Genomic DNA, 19,603 nt, shown 5'->3' with positions numbered 1-19,603 from the left:
GATGCCCGAGACGACCTCCCTCGGCTCTGGCGGAAGCGCCTACTGGACGGTCGGCGACGACATCGCCGACACCGCGGCGCCGGATGGTCCCATCGAGACCCGCTGGGACCGCCGCAAGTTCTCCGCCAAGCTGGTCAACCCCGCCAACCGCCGCAAGCACACCGTCATCGTGGTCGGCACCGGCCTCGCCGGCGGTGCCGCCGGCGCGACACTGGCCGAGCAGGGCTACAACGTCATCCAGTTCTGCTTCCAGGACTCGCCCCGGCGCGCGCACTCGATCGCCGCGCAGGGCGGCATCAACGCGGCGAAGAACTACCGCAACGACGGTGACTCCGTCTACCGGCTGTTCTACGACACGGTCAAGGGCGGCGACTTCCGCGCCCGGGAGTCGAACGTCTACCGGCTCGCCCAGATCTCGACGCAGATCATCGACCAGTGCGTCGCGCAGGGTGTGCCGTTCGCCCGCGAGTACTCCGGCCTGCTCGACACCCGCTCCTTCGGCGGTGTGCAGGTCCAGCGGACGTTCTACGCGCGGGGCCAGACAGGGCAGCAGCTGCTGATCGGCGCCTACCAGGCGCTGTCGCGCCAGATCGACGCCGGCAACGTGGAGATCCACCCCCGGACCGAGATGCTCGACCTGATCGTCATCGACGGGCGGGCCCGCGGCATCGTCGCCCGTGACCTGGTCACCGGCAAGATCACCCCGTACCTGGCGGACGCGGTCGTGCTCGCCACCGGCGGCTACGGCAACGTCTTCTTCCTCTCCACCAACGCCAAGGGCTCCAACACCACGGCGACGTGGCGGGCCCACCGGCGCGGGGCGCACTTCGCGAACCCCTGCTACACGCAGATCCACCCGACCTGCATCCCCCGCTCCGGGGAGTACCAGGGCAAGCTCACCCTGATGAGCGAGTCGCTGCGCAACGACGGCCGCATCTGGGTTCCCAAGAAGAAGGGCGACACCCGCTCGCCGGACCAGATCCCCGAGGCCGAGCGCGACTACTACCTGGAGCGCATCTACCCGGCCTTCGGCAACCTCGTCCCGCGTGACATCGCGTCGCGCGCGGCGAAGTACCAGTGTGACGACGGCCGCGGCGTCGGCCCGGGTGGTCTCGGTGTGTACCTCGACTTCGCCGACGCGATCAAGCGCATGGGCGAGGACAAGGTCCGCGAGAAGTACGGCAACCTGTTCGAGATGTACGACCGGATCACCGGTGAGGACCCGTACAAGGTCCCGATGCGGATCTACCCGGCCGTCCATTACACGATGGGCGGGCTGTGGGTCGACTACGACCTGCAGAGCACCATCCCCGGCATGTTCGTGATCGGTGAGGCCAACTTCTCCGACCACGGCGCGAACCGCCTCGGCGCCAGCGCCCTCATGCAGGGTCTGGCCGACGGCTACTTCGTCCTGCCGCCCATGCTCGGCAACTACATCGCCAGCACCAAGCTGGGCTCGGTCAGCCTGGACGACCCCGCGGTGACGTCGGTGGTCGGCGAGGTCACCGGCCGGCTCGGCCGCCTGCTGGAGGTCAACGGCGACCGTACGCCCGACTCGTTCCACCGCGAACTCGGCGAGCTCATCTGGGACGAGTGCGGCATGGGCCGCACCGACGCGGGCCTGCGCAAGGCGCTCGCCCGCATCCCGGAGCTGCGCGAGGAGTTCTGGCGGCGGGTGAAGGTGCCGGGCGACTCCGGCGAGCTGAACCAGTCGCTGGAGAAGGCGAACCGGATCGCGGACTTCCTCGAGTTCGGCGAGCTGCTGTGCATCGACGCCCTGCACCGCGCCGAGTCCTGCGGCGGTCACTTCCGCGAGGAGAGCCAGACCCCGGACGGCGAGGCACTGCGCGACGACGACAACTTCGCGTACGCGGCGGCGTGGGAGTACACCGGCGGGGCCCCGGTGCTGCACCGGGAGCCGCTCAAGTTCGACTACGTCCACCTGGCCCAGCGCAACTACTCGTGACCCCGATGGCCGGCCGCCGCCCGCTCGCCCCCACCCCGGGGGCCCCGCGGCGGCGGCCGGCACCGGGGGCACCCTCCGCCGCCCGCCGGGGAGCCGGCAACCACCCCGGTCTCCCCGGCGATCCCGGCCGCCCCGCTCCCGCACCTCCGCCCTCCGCTTTCCCAGCGCCGCATGCGGCGGCGCGAGCACGGACGTCCGCGCGCCGCGCGACGAGCCCACAGCACTCGAAGGAGCCCCGACCGTGAACCTCACCCTTCGGATCTGGCGGCAGCGCGGCCCGGAGGACCGCGGTGCCATGGTCACCTACGAGCTGGCGGACGTCAGCCCGGACATGTCCTTCCTCGAGATGCTCGACGTGCTCAACGAGCGGCTGATCCTCGAGGGCGAGGACCCGGTGGCGTTCGACCACGACTGCCGCGAGGGCATCTGCGGCATGTGCGGTGTGGTCATCAACGGCCAGGCACACGGCCCCCGCGACCGGACCACCACCTGTCAGCTGCACATGCGCGAGTTCACCGACGGCGAGACGATCGACATCGAGCCGTGGCGCGCGGCGGCCTTCCCGGTCGTGCGCGACCTGGTCGTCGACCGCTCCGGCTTCGACCGGATCATCGGCTCCGGCGGCTACATCTCGGTCGTCACCGGCAGCGCGCCGGAGGCGCACGCCACCCCCGTCCCCAAGGACATCGCCGACGCCGCGTTCGACAACGCGACCTGCATCGGCTGCGGGGCCTGCGTCGCCGCCTGCCCGAACGGCTCGGCGATGCTGTTCACCTCGGCCAAGGTCACCCACCTCAACCTGCTGCCGCAGGGTGCCCCGGAGCGCGAGACCCGGGTGCGCGACATGGTCGCGACGATGGACGACGAGGGCTTCGGCGGCTGCACCAACACCGGCGAGTGCACGGTGGCCTGCCCGAAGGGCATCCCGCTGACGAGCATCGGCAACCTCAACCGCGAGTACCTGCGGTCCCTCACCCGGCGGTAGCCGCCTCCCCGCCCGGGCCTCCCCGCCCGGGCGGGTCCCGAGGTGCCCAGTGGACGGCCGGTTCGCGGCTGCGGGTACTGAAACCGCCCAGGCGGGGGAACATGTCGGGCGTGGACTCCGTGGACCCTCGTCCCGCAACCGGCTCGTCCGCTCGCCCGTCCGACCAGCCCTGGGCGCGGCCCGGCCGGCCATCGGGGCAGCCCGGCCCCGACCACGTGGCCGTCATCGGCGGCGGCATGGTCGGCCTGTGCACCGCCTGGCACCTCCAGGAACACGGAGTGGGCGTCACCGTCTACGAACGGGACCAGGTGACCCCTGGCCCGGTCGGGGCCGGGGCCGGTGCCTCCTGGGGCAGCGCCGGCTGGCTCACGCCGGGGCTGGCCACCCCGCTGCCCGAACCGGCGGTGCTGGGCTACGGCCTGCGCATGGTGCTGCGCCCGGACTCCCCGGTCTACCTGCCGCCCGCCGCCGATCCACGGCTCGCCCGGTTTCTCGCCGGCTTCGTCCGGCACAGCACCCACCGGCGGTGGCGCGAGGCGATGCGGGCGCTCGCCCCCCTCACCCGCCGCAGCCTGGACGCCTTCGACGAGCTCGCGGACGGCGGGGTCGCCGCCCCCACCCGGGCCGCCGCTCCGTTCCTGGCCTGCTACCGCGACCGGCGCGGCGCCGACGCGCTGCTCGCCGAACTCGACGAGGTGCGTGCCTGCGGGCAGCCGGTCGAGGCCGAGATCCTGGACCCGCTGGAGGCCCGGGACCGCGCCCCGCTGCTCTCCGAACAGATCACCCATGTCATCCAGGTGCACGGCCAGCGGTACTGCGACCCCGGCCGGTTCGTCGCCGCGGTCGCCGACGCGGTCCGCGAGCGCGGCGGCGTCATCCGCGAGGGAGCCGCCGTCGACAAGGTGATCGACCTGGGTTCACGAGTGGTGATCACGATGGCCGACCACACCAGACCGCCCGCGCCGTTCGACGCCGTGGTACTGGCGACCGGGGCCTGGCTGCCCCGCCTGGCCGCCCGGTTCGGGGTGCGCACGGCCGTGCAGGCCGGCCGCGGTTACAGCTTCAGCGTCCCGGTGAAGGAGCCGCCCACCGGCCCGCTCTACTTCCCGGCGTCCCGGGTGGCCTGCACACCGATCGGCACCGGTCTGCGGATCGCCGGGATGATGGAGTTCCGCCGCCCCGACGCGCCGCCCGACCCACGGCGGATCGACGCGATCGCCGCCGCGGCCCGCGAGCTGCTGCGCGGCGTCGACCTGCACGCCCGCACCCTGGAGTGGGTGGGCCCGCGGCCGTGCACGCCGGACGGGCTGCCCCTCATCGGGCCGACCGCCTCCCCGCGGGTGCACGTCGCGGGCGGCCACGGGATGTGGGGTATCACGCTCGGTCCCGTCACCGGTCGACTGGTCGCCTCCGCTCTGGTCAGTGGGCGCACACCGGCGGAGCTCGCGCCGTTCGACCCGCTGCGCCGCTCGACCGGCTGACCGGCTCCCAGCTCCCGGCTCCCGGCTCCCGGCATGGCGACGGGCCGCCCGCGTTGGTACGCGGGCGGCCCGTGCCTTTCATGGGTGGCGCCGGATCACCGTGTCATCACGGCTCCGGTTCTCCTGACCACGGTTCGCGGCGAGGTGTGTACCTCAGCCACGACGCCGGACGCTCTCGTCGTCCGCCGGGTCGGACGCCCACCCCGGGTGTGGTCCGCACGGATGTCCGGACCAGTGGCTACCGCTGACCAGCGAGGTCAGCCCTGCGCCCGGCCGGCGAGCCGGCGGCGACGGGCGGCGACGCGGAGCAGGACACCGCCACCGAGCAGGGCGATGGCGATGGAGGCCATGGCACCGGTCTCCACACCGGTGAAGGGCAGCGCCCCGGCACCGGTACCCGCGCCGGCACCGCCGACACCGGCACCGCCGACGCCGACGCCGACCACGCCACCGGCGATGATGCAGTCACCGTCGCGGTCGCGGTCCTTGTCGCTGTCCTTGTCTCCGAACCAGTCGTCCTTGTCGTCCTTGTCGTCGAACCTGTCGTCACCGTCAGCCAGCGCGGTGGGGACTGGCGCGGCCAGACCCTGCTGCTCGCCGAACTCGTCGTCCTTCACGGTGTCGACGCCGTCCTTGTCGACGCCGTCCTTGTCCTCGTCGAAGTTGTCCTTGTCCTTGTCCAAGCCGTCACCGAAGCAGGACCCGTCCCGTCCGTCCCGGTCCTTGTCGTGCTTGTCGTCCCAGTTGCCCCAGTCGCCGATCCAGCTGGCGATCAGGCCCGGGTCGATCGGCAGGCCGGTGATTCCGCCCTGGCCGATCCCGATGACGGTGATGGTGGCGGTGACGACCCGCGGCCCGAAGGGCCCCTGGGCCTGCGTGATGACGCCGGCGAGCCGGCCCGGGACCTCCGGAGCCGGGTCGGTCGCACCATCAGCCGGCAGAACACCGGTGGCTGGCACGTCGACCGCGGGACCGCCCACGACCGGGAGCGGCGGGTCAACGAGGGTGGCGTCGCTGTCCGGCACCTCCGGGGCTACCGGGACTACCGGGGCCTCCGGCATGACCGGCACGGCCTCGTCGATGGCCTCGTCGACGAGCCCGCCTTCCTCACCGGCCTCGTCGGCGAACCAGTCGCCCTCCTCACCAGTCCCGTCGGCGAACCAGTCGCCGCCCTCGAACAGACTCGTGTCCTGCGCGGTGCCCGTCGTGTCCGGGGCACCGGCCTCGCCTACGGCGGCCAGCGTCTGGGTGCCCACGGCGGTCGGGATGACCGGAACGCTGAACCGGCCGGCGTCGTCCACGCTGGCGATCTCCTGCACGACACCGCCGATCTGGATCTCCACCGTGGATCCGGGGTAAAAACCGCACCCTCCGAAGATGGTGGCTTCCCCCACGAGCAGCAGTGATTTGCTGACGCTTCCTTCCCCGCTCATCCCGGAGCAGCCAACCGGAGGGTAGGCCACAAAATTGTCATCAAAGGCCGCCGCCGGGGAAGCCGGCAGCGCCGCGAGCGCCAGCCCGCCGCCCGCTACCAGCGCGACGCCGAGAGTTCGGAACTTCATTCAGACACTCTCCCTGCGGGTGATCCGTATAAACAGTCGGATGATTACTACGGGGAGAGTACAGAGGGTCACTCTAAGTGTCCACGACCTTCGGTCATCATCACCCAACTCTCTGCAACCATGGACGTTGGACAGCCAGACCCGTTACCACGAAGCGCTCGGGAAACGTCAGAGGCTGACTACGGAGAGTCAGGCCAGGGCCGGACGACGGCTCCCGAACCCGGAGCCGCAGGGTCCGCGTCTGCCCGCGGTCCACCGTCAGATACGTCGACAGGACAGGACGTCCCAGCTCCGTCCCCACCGACATGGAGACCGGCTCGCCATCGAGTTCGGCGTCCATCAGCGCGCTCCCGCGGCCCGTGTAGACCGACAGCCACAGACGGTTCTGGGCCTGTTCGTTCCGCCAGCCGGGGATGTCGACGTCTCCGCGGTTACGGACGTAGTCGCTGAGACCCTCCGGCGCCGCGTTCAGCAGCGTGACGGTGATCGTCGCCGTCCCGGATCCGTCCGGCCGGCGCTGCATCCGGTAGTCGGTGCCGCGCCGCATCCAGTAGTCGAGCTTGCTCGCCGTCGCGTTCTGCGTCACCACGCCCAGGAACGGGCCGGGGACGTCCAGCAGCGCGCCGCCGAGCGCGGTCGACGAAAGAACCCGCTGCTCATCGGCGTGGTTGCTTGACACCTGAAGCCGCCCTTCCCTTGCCGCGCGCGCCAGCGCCCGCAGCAGGTCCGCGGTATCCCCCGCGGAACCGCCCCCGGTGACCACGGACTGGTACACGGCTTCGCCGATCGAGGCGAAGAAGGCGTCCCGCACGCCGACGTCGGCGATCTCCGCATACACCCGGGACTCGACCAGCTCGACCAGCTCCCCGGCGTCGACGGAACGGCCGTCCGGCAGAACCGCCGGGCCGGTCGCGGCCAGCAGGTAGGACAGCGTCGTCGGGTCCAGGCTGATCGTCCCGTCGACGGCACGCCCCGCCCCGGCCCGATAGAGCGCGGAGTAGAGGCGGCCCGCCGTCGGGTAGTCCGGCGTCAGATTGGCGTTCGCCCACACCCGTGACGGCCAGAACGAGCCGTAGCGCGCGGCGAACTCCGGGGACAGGTTCGCCGCCGGCCGGATCTGCGTCGCGCGGCCGGGCAGCGCGCCGTTGCCGGAGATGTCGTCGAGTTCCAGCTGGCCGTCATCCGCCGTCAGCACACCGAACCCGCCGATGATGCCGCCGTTCGCGCGCGACTCCGACGGGTTCTGCACCACCAGGAGGTAGCGGCGGGGCCCGCCCGCACCGAGCATGTCCGGCCCGAGACGGGTGGCGAGGACCAGGGTGTCCAGGACGCCGTGCAGGCGCTCGCCGGTGGTGACGGCCTCCTGCTGCGCCGCGCCGACCCCCAGGCGGCGGCCGAGCGCACCGCATGGCGACGCCCGCCGGGCCGACGCCTCGAACGCGGCGACCGCCGCGCGCGCCTGCTCGGCCGGCCCGCGGGCGGCGGCCAGCGCAGCCACGTTGACCGCGGTCCCCGCCCGCAGAGTTGCCGGGGAGAGCTGGTCGCTGAGCTCGGCGACCGACGGCAGTGCGCCGGTCGCCACCCCGTCCAGCGCCGTGGCCAGCTCCGCGCTGGTGCGCAGCGGACAGCCCGCGAACGGCAGGTGGCCCGCCACCGACCAGATCGGATCGGATGTCAGCGCCCGGGCCGAGCTCGTCGCGGCGGCGATGTCGTCCATGGTCCGGCGCAGGTCCGACGGCTCGGGCACGTCCCCGCGCGCGACCGCTGCCTGCAGAGCCGCGATCTGCGCCCGGGCCCCCTCCAGTTCGGACCGGGCGAGCAGCCCGCGTACGACGATCCATGCAGCGGCCGCCACCAGGATGACGACCACCGCCCCACCGACCGCGACGAGACGCCGGCCGCGAATACGCCCGGGCAGCCGGATCCGGCCATCCCCATCCCGGCCGTTGCGGCCGGCTTGTGACTCCCTGCCCGCCTCCTGCTCCCCGGCCGGCTGCGCCGGAGCACCGCGATCAACGTCCGTTCCCCCCGTGGTCCGCTCCGTCACCGGCCCACGGAGCGGTCCGGATGATCGGTCCCGCCGTAGCTCAGCGGGGCCGTGGGATCATCCGGCTGCCGTTGGGAGGCGATCGCGATGACCGGCAGGTCCCCGGTGCGTTCCGGGTCCTTGCCGCCCGCACTGCCCGCCCTGCCCGCGCTGCTGGCGCTGCCCGCGCCGCCCGCCTCCGCAGCGCCCCGGGTCGCCGCCTTGCGCGAGGCGGCCGTCGGCTTCGAGGCGGCCCGCTCGTCGGATGTCGAGCCCCCGCCGGATGCGGTACCGGCGCCCGAGCCCGCCGCCGGGCCGGTGGCGGCCGTGGCGACCGGCCGGGTGGTGACCAGCGCTCCGCTGTCCGGGGGGGAACTGTCCCTGGCGCCGGCCGGCGTGCCGGCCGTGGCGGTTCGAGTGCCGCCGGACTTCCCCTTCCCGGGCCCGGACCCGGCCGCACTGCGGTCGGCGACGGGGCGCAGGCCCCGGTCGCCCGCCGCTGGCTGCGCTGAGCCGCCGCGCTCTGACCGCGTGTGCCGCGGGTGCGGGGCGTAGGTGCCGTATCTGCCGTAGTAGTGGGCGTTCGCACCCCTCGTCGGCATCATGGTGAGGACGGTTCCGAGCAGGTTGGCGTCCACGGCTCGCAGGTTCTCGGCGGCACGGCGCAGCTGCTCACGCCGGGTCCGCCCGGAACGCGCGACGAGCAGCACTCCATCCACCCGGGTCGCCAGGACGGCGGCGTCGGTCACCGGCAGCAGCGGCGGTGCGTCGACGAGGACGATGTCGAACCGGCTGTCGAGTACCTGGAGCAGCTCGGCCATGTGGCGCGACCCGAGCAGCTCGCTGGGATTCGGCGGGACGGGGCCGCTCGGCAGGATCTCGATCCGCCCGTCGCCGACCCGGCCCTCCCCCCAGTGCTGGAGGACGTCGTCCAGGGCGGCGGCACCGATGAGCACCGAGGTCAGCCCGGCCGCGGACTCGATCCCCAGGTAGTCGCCGAAGGAGGGCCGCCGCAGATCGCCCTCGACCAGGCAGACCCGGGCACCGCCCTGGGCGAGGGTGATGGCAAGGTTGCAGACGGTGGTGGTCTTGCCCTCCTCGGACACCGCGCTGGTGACGAGGATCGAGCCCGGGCCGCCGTCGACATCGACGAACTGCAGGTTGGTGCGCAGCTGCCGGAACGCCTCGGCGCGCCGCGAGTGCGGGCTGAGGTGGACGATCAGCGGACGCCGCCCGGCGTCGGAATCGTAGGCGATCATGCCGATGGTCGCGAGACCGGTGACGCTGTTCGCGTCGGCGTCTCCTCCGACACTGGTGTCGAGCCGGTACCGGACGAAGGCGGCGGCGATGCTCATCAGCAGGCCGAGCAGGACGCCGAGCGCGATGTTGCGGACGGGCTGCGGTGAGATCGGCTCGGTCGGCAGCTTGGCGTTCTCCCAGACCCGCACGCGCACCGACGGCGGCTCGTCCTCGGCGGGCTGTTCGATCTGGTCGACGGCGTCAGAGAAGACCTCGCCGATCCCGTCGGCGATCTCCTGGGCGCGCCTCGGGTCGGAGTCGCGCACGACCGCGCGCAGCAGGACCGTGTCCGGCACCGCCTGCGCCTCGATCCGGCTGCGCAGCACCGTCGGGCTCTCGTCCAGCCGCAGCTGGTCGATCACGGCAGCCGCCACCCGCTCACTGGCGATGAGACTGGCGTAGGACTTCACCCTCTGCTGGGACAGCAGGCCGCCCTGATACGCCGAGGCCGCCCCAGCGGCTTCGGCGTCCGAGGCGGAAACGAGCATCGTGACGGACGCCGCGTAGATCTTCGTCTGCCGCCAGCTTGCCGTCGCCGCGAGGAGACCACCCAGCAGCGCACAGGTCAGCACCAGCAACCAGCTTCGGCGCAGGACGCGCACGTAGTCGCGCAGTTCCACTCGCTGACCACCCTCCCGGGACCTTCTCCCGACCACTCACCGTGACACTCGACATACGCAACGTACTGTATTCGTAGTCGGCCATTTACTCGCAGTGGCAATTACTCTGTGGACTCATGTGGAGACGTAGAGTAGACGGACCGCGGCACGGTCTGTGGACCACAGCGGTCGCACAGCGCGTGTCGCGGCTCAATCTCCGCCAGCGGGTCGGACTGCAGATCACCCTGGACGTCTGCGCGCTGGCATTCGGGCTCATCGCGGCGCAGGTCGGGCGGTTCGACTTCGATCCGGGCGCACTCGCCGACCCGGGATTCTGGGTCATTCTGTTTCTCGCCGTATGCCTGCTGCACTTCTCGGGCACGGCGCTGCATCTTTATCTGGGGCGTTACCGGTTCGGCGGCTTCGACGAGGTTCTGGGCATTCTCATCTCGGTTGTCGTCACCGTCGCCGGCGTGCTGCTCGTCATCCTGGCCTTCGGAACGCCGCGGCCGACGCCGCTCACCGTGCCGCCGCTGGGCGGTGCGGTGACCCTGGTCCTGATGTTCGGCGTCCGCTACCTGTGGCGGCTGCTGGAGGAGCGGCTGCGCCGCCCGACCCTGGAGGGCGCCGAGCCACTGATCGTGTTCGGGGCCGGCGACGGCGGGCAGCGGGTGATCAGCGCGATGCTGCGCACCCCCGACAGCCCCTACCTGCCGGTCGCGCTGCTCGACGACGACCCGGACAGCTGGAATCTGCAGCTGTCCGGGGTCCGGGTCCGCGGCGGCCGGGATGCCATCGCGACCGTCGCCGCGTCGACCGGCGCACGCACACTGCTGGTCGCCATCCCCAGCGCGGACGGCGCACTGCTCCGCGAGATCAGCGCGCTCGCCGAACCCGCCGGGCTCGCCGTGAAGGTGCTCCCCCGGGTCGTGGATCTCGTCGACGGGACGGTCGGGGTCGCCGACATCCGCGACCTCGACCTCGCCGACCTGCTCGGACGCCGCCAGGTACGGACCGACATGACAGCCGCCCGGGTCTACCTGGCCGGCCGCCGGATCCTGGTGACCGGCGCGGGTGGCTCGATCGGCTCCGAGCTGTGCCGGCAGATCCACTCCTTCGGCCCGGCAGAGCTGATCATGCTCGACCGGGACGAGTCCGCGCTGCGGGCCGTCCAGCTCTCCCTGCACGGCCGGGCGATGCTCGACGACGACACGATCGTGCTCGCCGACATCCGCGACGCCCGGGCGATGGCCGAGCTGTTCGCGCGGCGCCGGCCGGAGGTCGTGTTCCACGCCGCCGCGCTCAAGCACCTGCCGCTGTTGGAGCGCTTCCCCGGCGAGTCCGTGAAGACGAACCTGTGGGGAACGCTGAACGTCCTGGAGGCCGCGGTCGCCTGCGGGGTGGAGCGGCTCGTCAACATCTCCACCGACAAGGCCGCCGACCCGGGCAGTGTGCTCGGCTACTCGAAGCGGATCACCGAGCGGCTCACCGCCCACGTCGCCGCCACCGCACCCGGTGTGCTGGTCAGTGTCCGCTTCGGCAACGTGCTCGGCAGCAACGGCTCGGTGCTGACGGTCTTCGCCGGCCAGCTGGCCGGCGGCGGGCCGCTCACTGTCACCGACCCGCGGGTCACCCGGTACTTCATGACCATCCAGGAGGCGGTGCAGCTCGTCCTGCAGGCCGGGGCGCTCGGCTCCGCCGGTGAGGCACTCGTCCTCGACATGGGCGAACCGGTGCGCATCGCGGATGTCGCCCGGCGTCTCGCGGCACGGGCGCCCACACCGGTCGACATCGTCTACACCGGGCTCGGCGCCGGCGAGAAGCTGCACGAGGTGCTCCTCGGCCCGGACGAGCTCGACACCCGGCCGCGGCACCCGCTGATCTCCCAGGTCCCGGTGCCCCCGCTGGATCCGGTGGCCGCCCGCGCCCTCGACCCGTACGCCGAACCGACGGTGATCCGCACGGCGCTGCACCGGCTGACCCGGTCCACCCCGCCGGTGCCGGTCGTGCCCGTCGTGCCGAGCCAGGGCGGCCCGGTGGCGGACGACGTGCGTGCCGGATGACCAGTGGGAGTCAGCGGCGCGCGTCGACGGCCCGGCCCGCCTCACCGGTCACCCATCTCAACTACTCAGAGTGTCTGATTGAACGGGGAGGGTCGTCGCTCTACGGTCGCCCGGTGCCCGCCGACCGACGCCAGCTCGTCATCGTGGGAGCCGGCGGCCATGGCCGCGAGCTTCTGGACCTCGTGGAGGCGATCAATGCCGCCGCCGGCGGAGACGCCTACCGCTTCCTGGGTTTCCTCGACGACGGGCAGGTCGATCCCGAACCCCTGGCCCGGCGCGGATCCGCCGTGCTCGGCGGCCTCGATCTGCTCGCCGGCCTGGAGGCCGACTACCTGATCGGGGTCGGCGCCGCCGCCTCCCGGGAACGGATCGACCGTTACGCCAGCGCGTACGGGCGCCGCCCGGCGACACTCGTGCATCCCCGCGCCTACCTCGGCGGGGATGTCAAACTCGGGCCGGGCACCGTCGTCTGCGCGCTCGCGAGCCTCACCACCAACATCGAGACGGGCCGGCACGTGCTGGTGAACATCGGTGCGGGGGTCGCCCACGACTGCCGTCTCGGCGACTACACGACTGTCGCCCCCGGAGCCCGGATCGGCGGCGCCGTCGAGGTCGGGCCGGGGGCCTGGGTGGGCATGCAGGCGAGCGTCGTCCGCAGCACCCGGATCGGCGCCGGCGCGGTGGTGGGCGCCGGCGCGGTCGTCACCGGCGACGTCGCCCCCGGGCTCGTCGTGGCCGGTGTGCCGGCCCGCCCGATCGACCGGGCGGGGGCCGACGCCCCCCGCCCGCCGCTCGTCACACCCAGAATGCGCGAACCCGAGCCGAGGCCCCAGCGCCCGGACCTATGATCGGCAGGTGCACCGCTGGTTCGACCTCGCAGGCACCGACAACACCCGTGACCTGGGCGGCATCCCCACGGCCGACGGCAGGCTGACGCGGCACGGCGTGCTGCTGCGCAGCGACACGCTGCAGGAGCTCACCGCGGCGGATGTCACCCGGCTGTGCGAGACCTTCGGGCTGCGCACCGTCCTCGACCTGCGGGCCGAGGAGGAGGCGGGGCGGGAGGGCCGCGGGCCGCTGGAGCAGCAGACGGTCGACTACCACAACCTTTCGTTTCTCCCCGCGGCGCAGTGGGTCATGCCGGACGACCCGCGCTACCCGACGATCGTGACGGACCTGGAGTCGCGCGACCGCGTCGAGCACTACCTGGACTACCTCCGGCTCGCCAGTGACGCGGCCGGCCGGGCCGTCCACCTGCTCGCCCGGCCGGAGACCGGGCCGGCGCTGTTCCACTGCGCCGCCGGCAAGGATCGCACCGGAGTGCTCGCCGCTCTCGTCCTGGGCATCGTCGGGGTCGGCCGGGAGGAGATCGTCGACGACTACGCCCTCACCAACGAACGCATCGCCCGGGTCGACGCCCGGCTGGTCCGCCTCCCCTCCTACAACCGGCCGAACAACCCGCTCACGGTGGACAGGATGCTCTGCCGCCGGGAGGTCATGCACGGGTTCCTGGACGGCGTGGACCGGCTCTGGGGGGGTCCGGCGGCCTGGGCGCGGTCCGCGGGCGTCTCCGCCGACGACCTGCGCTCCCTGCGGGCACGGCTGCTCACGTGACCCGGCGTGCGCCCGCCCCGGCGATCCTGGCCCTGGTCTGCGTCCTCGGCCTGATCTCCGGGTGCTCGCACATCTTCGACCGGGCGTTCGCGGACGTCCCGGACGAGCTCGTACCGCTGTTCCAGGCGGCGGCCGCGACCTACGGCGGGCTCAGCGCGGCACAGCTCGCCGCCCAGGCCCGGGTCGAGAGCAGCTTCGACCCGTCCGCTGTCTCCCCCGCGGGCGCCCGCGGGCTGATGCAGTTCCTTCCCACCACCTGGGCGCAGTTCGGCGTCGACGGCAACGGTGACGGCCGGGCCGACCCGCTGGAGCCGCGCGACGCCATCCCGTCCGCCGCGCACTACGAGGCACACCTTGCCAGCTCGCTGGCCGACCTGCCCGGCGACCGCACCTCCCTGATTCTCGCCGCCTACAACGCCGGGCCGCAGGCCGTCCGCACCGCCGGCGGCATCCCGGACTTCCACGAGACCCGGGCCTACGTGGCCCGGGTCCATGACTGGGCAGCCACCTACCGGAACCAGCTCTGAGGCCATGACATCCTGGCTCCCGTGGCAGATGACGAGGTAGCGGCGGTCAGTCGGGCCAGCGGAGCGCCACCCGACCACCCACCGCTGCCGCCGTCGCTCTCCCCGGCCACCGCGGCCTCCTTCTCCTCCTCCACTCCGGTCCCGTCCTCGACGTCACGCGGCAGGGGAACCGCGCCGGCCGGACCGGCCGACGACGACGGCAGCGGCGACCACCGGGGGAGCGCCGGGAGCGCTGGGGACGCCGGTCCGACCGGTCCGACCGGCACCGAGCCCGCCGCCGGCGCGGGAGCCGGACCAGCTCTCGGCACGACCGACGAGGTGATGCGTCGGGTCGAGCTGGCCAGCGGCCGGCTCGCCACGCGGGCCGCCACCCGGATGACCGAGGTCCTCCCCTGGTATCCGGGGATGTCGGCCCGGCACCGGGCCGACATCCAGCTCGTCGTCCAGGCCGGCATCTCCTCCTTCGTCGAGTGGTGCCGGCGCCCCCAGCACGCCCGCGAGCTGTCCGGTGACGTGTTCCGGGTGGCCCCGCGCGAACTTGTCCGCGCGGTCACCTTCCGCCGTCTCGTCGACCTCGTACGGGTCGCCGTCGAGGCCATCGAGGACGAGGTGCCCACCCTCGCCGGCCCGGAGCACGAGCAGCGCCTGCTCGCGGACGTCCTGCGCTACTCCCGGGACATCGCGTTCGCCGGGGCGGTCGTGTACGCGCGGGCCGCCGAGGAGCGGGGCGCCTGGGACGCCCGGCTGGAGGCCCTGGTCGTCGACCACGTGGTACGCGGCGAGGTCGACCGCGGGCTGCCGTCACGCGCGGCGGCGGTGGGCTGGCGCAACCCGCCGGCGGTCACCGTCGTCGTCGGGTCGGCGCCGCCGACCTCACCGGAGGCCGCCGTCGACGAGGTGCACCGCTGCGCCCGCGCCGCCGGGCTGGAGGTCCTGGCCGGCGTCCACCACGACCGGCTCGTGATGGTCGTCGGCGGAGCCTTCGGCCCGGCGGACAGCGACCCGCCGGTGACCGGGGCCGCGGGTGCCTCGCCGGCGGCCGGCGCCGCGGGCACCGGGCCGGCCGCGGGCGGCGCATCTCCCGCGGGCAGCGCCGAGACGGCCCTGGACGCCGCCCGCGCCCTGCTGCCGTCCTGCGGGCCCGGCCCGGTCGTCGTCGGGCCGATCGCGGCGGATCTCACCGGCGCGCCGCGCAGCGCCCGCGCCGCCCTCGCCGCCGCCGACGTGGTGGGTGCCTGGCCGGCCGCACCTCGGCCGGTGCCGGCCAACGCGCTGCTGCCGGAGCTGGCCCTCGCCGGTGACGCGGACGCGCGACAGAGCCTGATCAACAAGGTCTACCTGCCACTGCGCAACGCGGGGAGCCCGCTGCTGGAGACCGCGGGCGCCTACCTCGACTTCGGCGCGTCGCTGGAGGCGACCGCCCGGGCGCTCTACCTTCATCCCAACACGGTGCGTTACCGGCTGCGCAAGGCCGCCGACGTCTGCGGGCTCGACCCCGCCGATCACCGGGAGCGATTCATCCTGCACATCGCCCTGGTACTCGGCCGTTTGGACGGTGCGCAACCTACAGATCGATCCGGACCCGAACCCCGTCCGTAGGTCACGCGGCAGACCCTCGCCCGCAGTGCGAGAACGGTCACACCAAGCAGATTTACCGTCCAGTCACCACATTTCAGCCAGGTGACCCGCCGAGGGACTAACGTACCGTCGGCGCCGGTCCTTTGTAGGGCATCGACAACGAGCCGTCGAGACATCGGTGACTCAGCGCCAGCGACAACAACCAGCCGCACGGGGTTAGGTGGAGACGTGCTCGCGATCCTCGCACCGGGACAGGGTGCCCAGACGCCCGGACAGCTACGTCCGTGGCTGGAACTCGACGGCGTCGAGTCCCGGCTGCGGTGGTGGTCGACCGCCGTCGGCCTGGACCTCGTCGACCTCGGCTGCGAGGCACCCGCGGAGACGATCCGGGACACCGCCGTCGCCCAGCCGCTGATCGTCGCGACCGGCCTGCTGGCCGCCGAGCAGCTCGGCCTGCTGCCGATCACCCCCGCCGCCGGTTCCGGTGCGCGCGCGGTGCTCGCCGGCCACAGCGTCGGTGAGATCACGGCCGCGGCGATCACCGGCTCGCTCACTCCGGAGGCGGCGCTGCTGTTCGTCGGCCTGCGCGGTCGGGCGATGGCCCAGGCGGCGGCCGTCACCCCCACCGGCATGACCGCCCTGCTCGGCGGCGACCCGGAGGAGGTCACCGCCGCGCTGGAGGCGCTGGGGCTGACCGCGGCGAACCGCAACGGCGCCGGCCAGATCGTCGCCGCCGGCACCCTCGACGACCTCGCGAAGCTGGCCGACGCGCCGCCCGCCGGCGCGAAGCTGCGCCCGCTGTCGGTCGCCGGCGCCTTCCACACCCGTCACATGGCCCCGGCCGGTGACGCGCTGCGCGCCGTCGCCGGCGGGATCGTGCCGGGTACCCCGGCTCTGGGCCAGCTCTCCAACGCCGACGGCGCGCTCGTCCACGACGGCGCGGACCTCGTCGCCCGGCTCGTCACCCAGGTCGCCGCCCCGGTCCGGTGGGACCTGTGCCTCGCCGCCATGCGGGAGGCCGGCGTGACCGCGGTCATCGAGCTTCCGCCGGCGGGCACGCTGGCCGGCATCGCCCGCCGCGAGCTGCGCGGCACGAAGATCGTCGCCGTGAAGACCCCGGCCGACCTCGACGCGGCGCGCGCCCTCGTCGCCGAGTACCTGCCGCCGCCGGCCGTGCCGGCCCAGGCGGCCACGCTCGTCGGGGCGGCCTCATGAGCCCTGCTGGCGCCGGCCTGCTCGGCCTCGGCACCTACCGCCCGGCCCGGTTGGTCACCAACGAGGAGCTCATCGGCGTGGTCGACACGTCCGACTCCTGGATCCGCACCCGGACCGGCATCGCGACGCGGCGCATCGCCGACGAGGAGGAGTCCACCGTCGCGATGGGGACCAGCGCGGCCGAGAAGGCCCTGGCCTCCGCCGGGCTCACCGCCGCCGACGTCGACGTGGTCATCGGCGCCACCTGTACCGCGCCGTCGCAGATCCCGGGCACCGCCCCGCAGATCGCCGCGCGGCTGGGGGCGTCCACCGCCGGCACCTTCGACATCAACGGCGGCTGCGCCGGCTTCTGCTACGCCGTGGCCACCGCGGCCGACATGGTCCGCGCCGGCAGCGTGCGGCACGCGCTGGTCGTCGCGACCGAGCGGCTCTCCGACTACACCGACTGGAGCGACCGCTCCACCTGCGTCCTGCTCGCCGACGGCGCGGGCGCGGTGGTCGTCGGCCCGGCGGAGAGCGGAATCGGCCCCGCGGTCTGGGGTCACGACGGCTCCCGCCCGGAGGCCATCCAGGTACCCGGGCGGGGCGACAACGCCTTCCGGATGGAGGGCCCGGCGGTGTTCCGCTGGGCGATCTCCCTCGTCCCCACCCTGCGGACGGTCTGTGAACGGGCCGGTGTCGAGCCGACCGAACTCGCCGCGATCGTGCCGCACCAGGCGAACCTGCGTATTGTCGAGGCGCTCGCCGGGGGCCTCGGCGTGCCCGGCGTTCCCATCGCCCGCGATGTGGTGGACTCCGGCAACACGTCCGCCGCCAGCATTCCGCTCGCACTCGACCGGATGATGGAAGCCGGTGAGGTGGTGTCGGGTGACCCGGTGCTGCTCTTCGGGTTCGGCGCCGGCCTCACCTACTGCGGGCAGGTGGTCCGTTGCCCCTGAGCACCCGGACCCCGCCTGGATCCCTGGTACCGGGATCCCCGGCACCCGCATCAGCATGGCGGCCGGACGATGCCATGCTCCCGCACCACGACAGTCCGGACCGGCCCCCAGCGGGCCATCCGCCCCGCCCCAGCTACCGGCCCCGGCCGGGACGCTGACCCCGCATCCTGCACAGGAGGAACCCCCATGTCGCAAGCCGATATCCTCGCCGGCCTCGCCGCCATCCTCGAGGAGGTTGCCGGTGTAGACCCGGCCGACGTCACCGCGGACAAGACCTTCATCGATGACCTGGACGTCGACTCGCTGTCCATGGTCGAGGTCGTGGTGGCCGCCGAGGAGAAGTTCGGTGTGAAGATCCCGGACGAGGACGTCAAGACCCTCAAGACCGTCGGCGACGCCGTCTCCTACATCCAGCGGGCGGGTGTCGCCGCGTGACGGCCTCCCCCAGGCAGGTCGTCGTCACCGGCCTCGGGGCTACCACTCCCCTCGGCGGCGACGTGCCGTCCACGTGGGAGGGGCTGCTCTCCGGCCGCTCCGGCGCACGTCGCCTGACCGAGGACTGGGTCGAGCAGCTCCCCGTCCACATCGCCGCCCCGCTGGCGGTCGAGCCTCCGCTGGGCCGGGTCGAGGCGAGAACCCTCGACCGCAGCCAGCAGATGGCTCTGGTCGCCGCACGGGAGGCGTGGGCTGACGCGGGAACCCCGGACGTCGACACCGAGCGGCTCGCGGTCTGCGTCGCCTCGGGGATCGGCGGAGTGCAGACCCTGCTGCACCAGCACGACGTGCTGCGGGAGCGCGGGCCGCGGCGGGTCTCGCCGCATGTGGTCCCGATGCTGATGCCGAACGGCCCGGCGAGCACCGTCGGTCTGGCGTTCGGCGCCAAGGCCGGGGTGCACGCGCCGGTCAGCGCCTGCGCCTCCGGCTCGGAGGCGATCGCGCTGGCGCTGGACATCATCCGCGCCGGCCGGGCGGACATCGTCATCGCCGGTGGTACGGAGGCGGCGATCGCCGCCCTGCCGATCGCCGGTTTCGCCCAGATGCAGGCACTCTCCCGGCGCAACGACGCGCCGGAGACCGCGTCGCGGCCGTTCGACAAGGGGCGGGACGGCTTCGTCCTCGGCGAGGGCGCCGCCATCGTGGTGCTGGAGTCGGCGGAGCACGCGCAGGCTCGGGGGGCCCGGGTGCACGGCGTCCTTGCCGGTGCCGGCATCAGCTCGGACGCCTACCACGTGGCAGCGACCGACCCGACCGGTGCGGGCGCGGCCCGCGCGGTGCGCGCCGCGTTGCGCTCGGCCTCGCTGGAGGCCGATGATGTGATCCACATCAACGCGCACGCGACGTCGACACCGACCGGCGACGTCGCCGAGTCGGTGGGTCTGCGGCTGGCACTGGGTGACGCGCTCGATTCGATCGCGGTCACCTCGACCAAGTCGATGACAGGCCATCTGCTCGGCGCGGCCGGCGCGCTGGAGGCAGTGGTCACGCTCCTCTCGCTGCGCGAGCGTGTCGTTCCGGCGACGCGCAACCTCGACGCGCTCGACGACGAGATCGCTCTCGACGTCGTGCGTATCGACAACCGGAAGCTGGGCGAAGGCGCGGGCCTCTCGAACTCGTTCGGGTTCGGCGGGCACGACGTCTGCCTCGCCTTCACGGTCTAGCCTTCACGGGCTGGGAGACAGACGCTTCCCAGGGCACTGTGCCGCCGCGACGGCGGCGGCACACCTGGGAACGCGGCACGACATGTTCGGCC

General features: G+C 73.2%; 15 protein-coding genes. 12 read left to right on the top strand and 3 right to left on the bottom strand.

Translation table 11 applies throughout. From position 1 onward, the window contains the following. The first annotated feature begins 1 nt into the window (after position 1). The 3 genes from B207_RS0112585 to B207_RS0112575 all read left to right on the top strand — a co-directional run bounded on the left by B207_RS0112585 (position 2) and on the right by B207_RS0112575 (position 4,432). Positions 2-1,966: a fumarate reductase/succinate dehydrogenase flavoprotein subunit gene (locus tag B207_RS0112585; protein ID WP_018636896.1), complete on the top strand. Its 1,965-nt coding sequence runs from the start codon at positions 2-4 to the stop codon at positions 1,964-1,966. A 241-nt stretch (positions 1,967-2,207) separates the two neighbouring features. Then, positions 2,208-2,951 carry a succinate dehydrogenase/fumarate reductase iron-sulfur subunit gene (locus B207_RS0112580; RefSeq protein WP_018636895.1) on the top strand — a complete coding sequence of 248 codons (744 nt, stop codon included), beginning with the start codon at positions 2,208-2,210 and terminating at the stop codon, positions 2,949-2,951. Between the two features lie 215 nt (positions 2,952-3,166). Then, positions 3,167-4,432: an NAD(P)/FAD-dependent oxidoreductase gene (locus B207_RS0112575; RefSeq protein WP_018636894.1), complete on the top strand. Its 1,266-nt coding sequence runs from the start codon at positions 3,167-3,169 to the stop codon at positions 4,430-4,432. Between the two features lie 257 nt (positions 4,433-4,689). Here B207_RS0112575 and B207_RS36870 read toward each other — a convergent pair whose 3' ends face one another. From B207_RS36870 to B207_RS0112560, 3 genes are all read right to left on the bottom strand, one after another. Next, positions 4,690-5,994 carry a hypothetical protein gene (locus B207_RS36870; protein WP_154675308.1) on the bottom strand — a complete coding sequence of 435 codons (1,305 nt, stop codon included), beginning with the start codon at positions 5,992-5,994 and terminating at the stop codon, positions 4,690-4,692. Between the two features lie 100 nt (positions 5,995-6,094). Then, positions 6,095-8,041: a DUF4012 domain-containing protein gene (locus B207_RS0112565; protein WP_018636892.1), complete on the bottom strand. Its 1,947-nt coding sequence runs from the start codon at positions 8,039-8,041 to the stop codon at positions 6,095-6,097. Next, positions 8,038-9,939, bottom strand: a complete 1,902-nt coding sequence (locus tag B207_RS0112560; protein WP_018636891.1) for a polysaccharide biosynthesis tyrosine autokinase — start codon at positions 9,937-9,939, stop codon at positions 8,038-8,040. The genes B207_RS0112565 and B207_RS0112560 overlap by 4 nt, the downstream gene beginning before the upstream one ends. 116 nt (positions 9,940-10,055) lie before the next feature. Between B207_RS0112560 and B207_RS0112555 the strand changes: the two genes are divergently transcribed. From B207_RS0112555 to fabF, 9 genes are all read left to right on the top strand, one after another. Next, the gene (locus B207_RS0112555) at positions 10,056-11,981 is read left to right on the top strand and encodes a nucleoside-diphosphate sugar epimerase/dehydratase (RefSeq protein ID WP_051102504.1); all 1,926 of its coding nucleotides are present in this window, start codon (positions 10,056-10,058) and stop codon (positions 11,979-11,981) included. 113 nt (positions 11,982-12,094) lie between these two features. Next, positions 12,095-12,829: a NeuD/PglB/VioB family sugar acetyltransferase gene (locus tag B207_RS0112550; protein WP_018636889.1), complete on the top strand. Its 735-nt coding sequence runs from the start codon at positions 12,095-12,097 to the stop codon at positions 12,827-12,829. Positions 12,830-12,836: 7 nt separating this feature from the next. Continuing rightward, a complete protein-coding gene (locus B207_RS0112545; RefSeq protein ID WP_018636888.1) occupies positions 12,837-13,595 on the top strand; it encodes a tyrosine-protein phosphatase in 759 nt (252 codons plus the stop codon). Then, the gene (locus B207_RS0112540; RefSeq protein WP_018636887.1) at positions 13,592-14,122 is read left to right on the top strand and encodes a lytic transglycosylase domain-containing protein; all 531 of its coding nucleotides are present in this window, start codon (positions 13,592-13,594) and stop codon (positions 14,120-14,122) included. The genes B207_RS0112545 and B207_RS0112540 overlap by 4 nt, the downstream gene beginning before the upstream one ends. Before the next feature lie 21 nt (positions 14,123-14,143). Beyond that, a complete protein-coding gene (locus tag B207_RS36865; RefSeq protein ID WP_018636886.1) occupies positions 14,144-15,721 on the top strand; it encodes a PucR family transcriptional regulator in 1,578 nt (525 codons plus the stop codon). Positions 15,722-15,928: 207 nt separating this feature from the next. Next, a complete protein-coding gene (locus tag B207_RS0112530; RefSeq protein WP_018636885.1) occupies positions 15,929-16,915 on the top strand; it encodes an ACP S-malonyltransferase in 987 nt (328 codons plus the stop codon). Then, positions 16,912-17,853, top strand: a complete 942-nt coding sequence (locus tag B207_RS0112525) for a beta-ketoacyl-ACP synthase III (protein WP_018636884.1) — start codon at positions 16,912-16,914, stop codon at positions 17,851-17,853. Before B207_RS0112530 ends, B207_RS0112525 begins: the two co-directional genes overlap by 4 nt. 186 nt (positions 17,854-18,039) lie before the next feature. Beyond that, positions 18,040-18,288: an acyl carrier protein gene (locus B207_RS0112520; RefSeq protein WP_018636883.1), complete on the top strand. Its 249-nt coding sequence runs from the start codon at positions 18,040-18,042 to the stop codon at positions 18,286-18,288. Continuing rightward, on the top strand, positions 18,285-19,511 hold the full coding sequence (gene fabF / locus B207_RS0112515; RefSeq protein WP_018636882.1) for a beta-ketoacyl-ACP synthase II: 1,227 nt from the start codon (positions 18,285-18,287) through the stop codon (positions 19,509-19,511). Before B207_RS0112520 ends, fabF begins: the two co-directional genes overlap by 4 nt. Positions 19,512-19,603 lie beyond the last annotated feature (92 nt).

The organism is Parafrankia elaeagni, assembly GCF_000374165.1.
Taxonomy (GTDB): Bacteria; Actinomycetota; Actinomycetes; order Frankiales; family Frankiaceae; genus Parafrankia; species Parafrankia elaeagni.
Note: the sequence above shows the minus strand (reverse complement) of the source record. Positions and strands in the feature narration are given on the sequence as shown.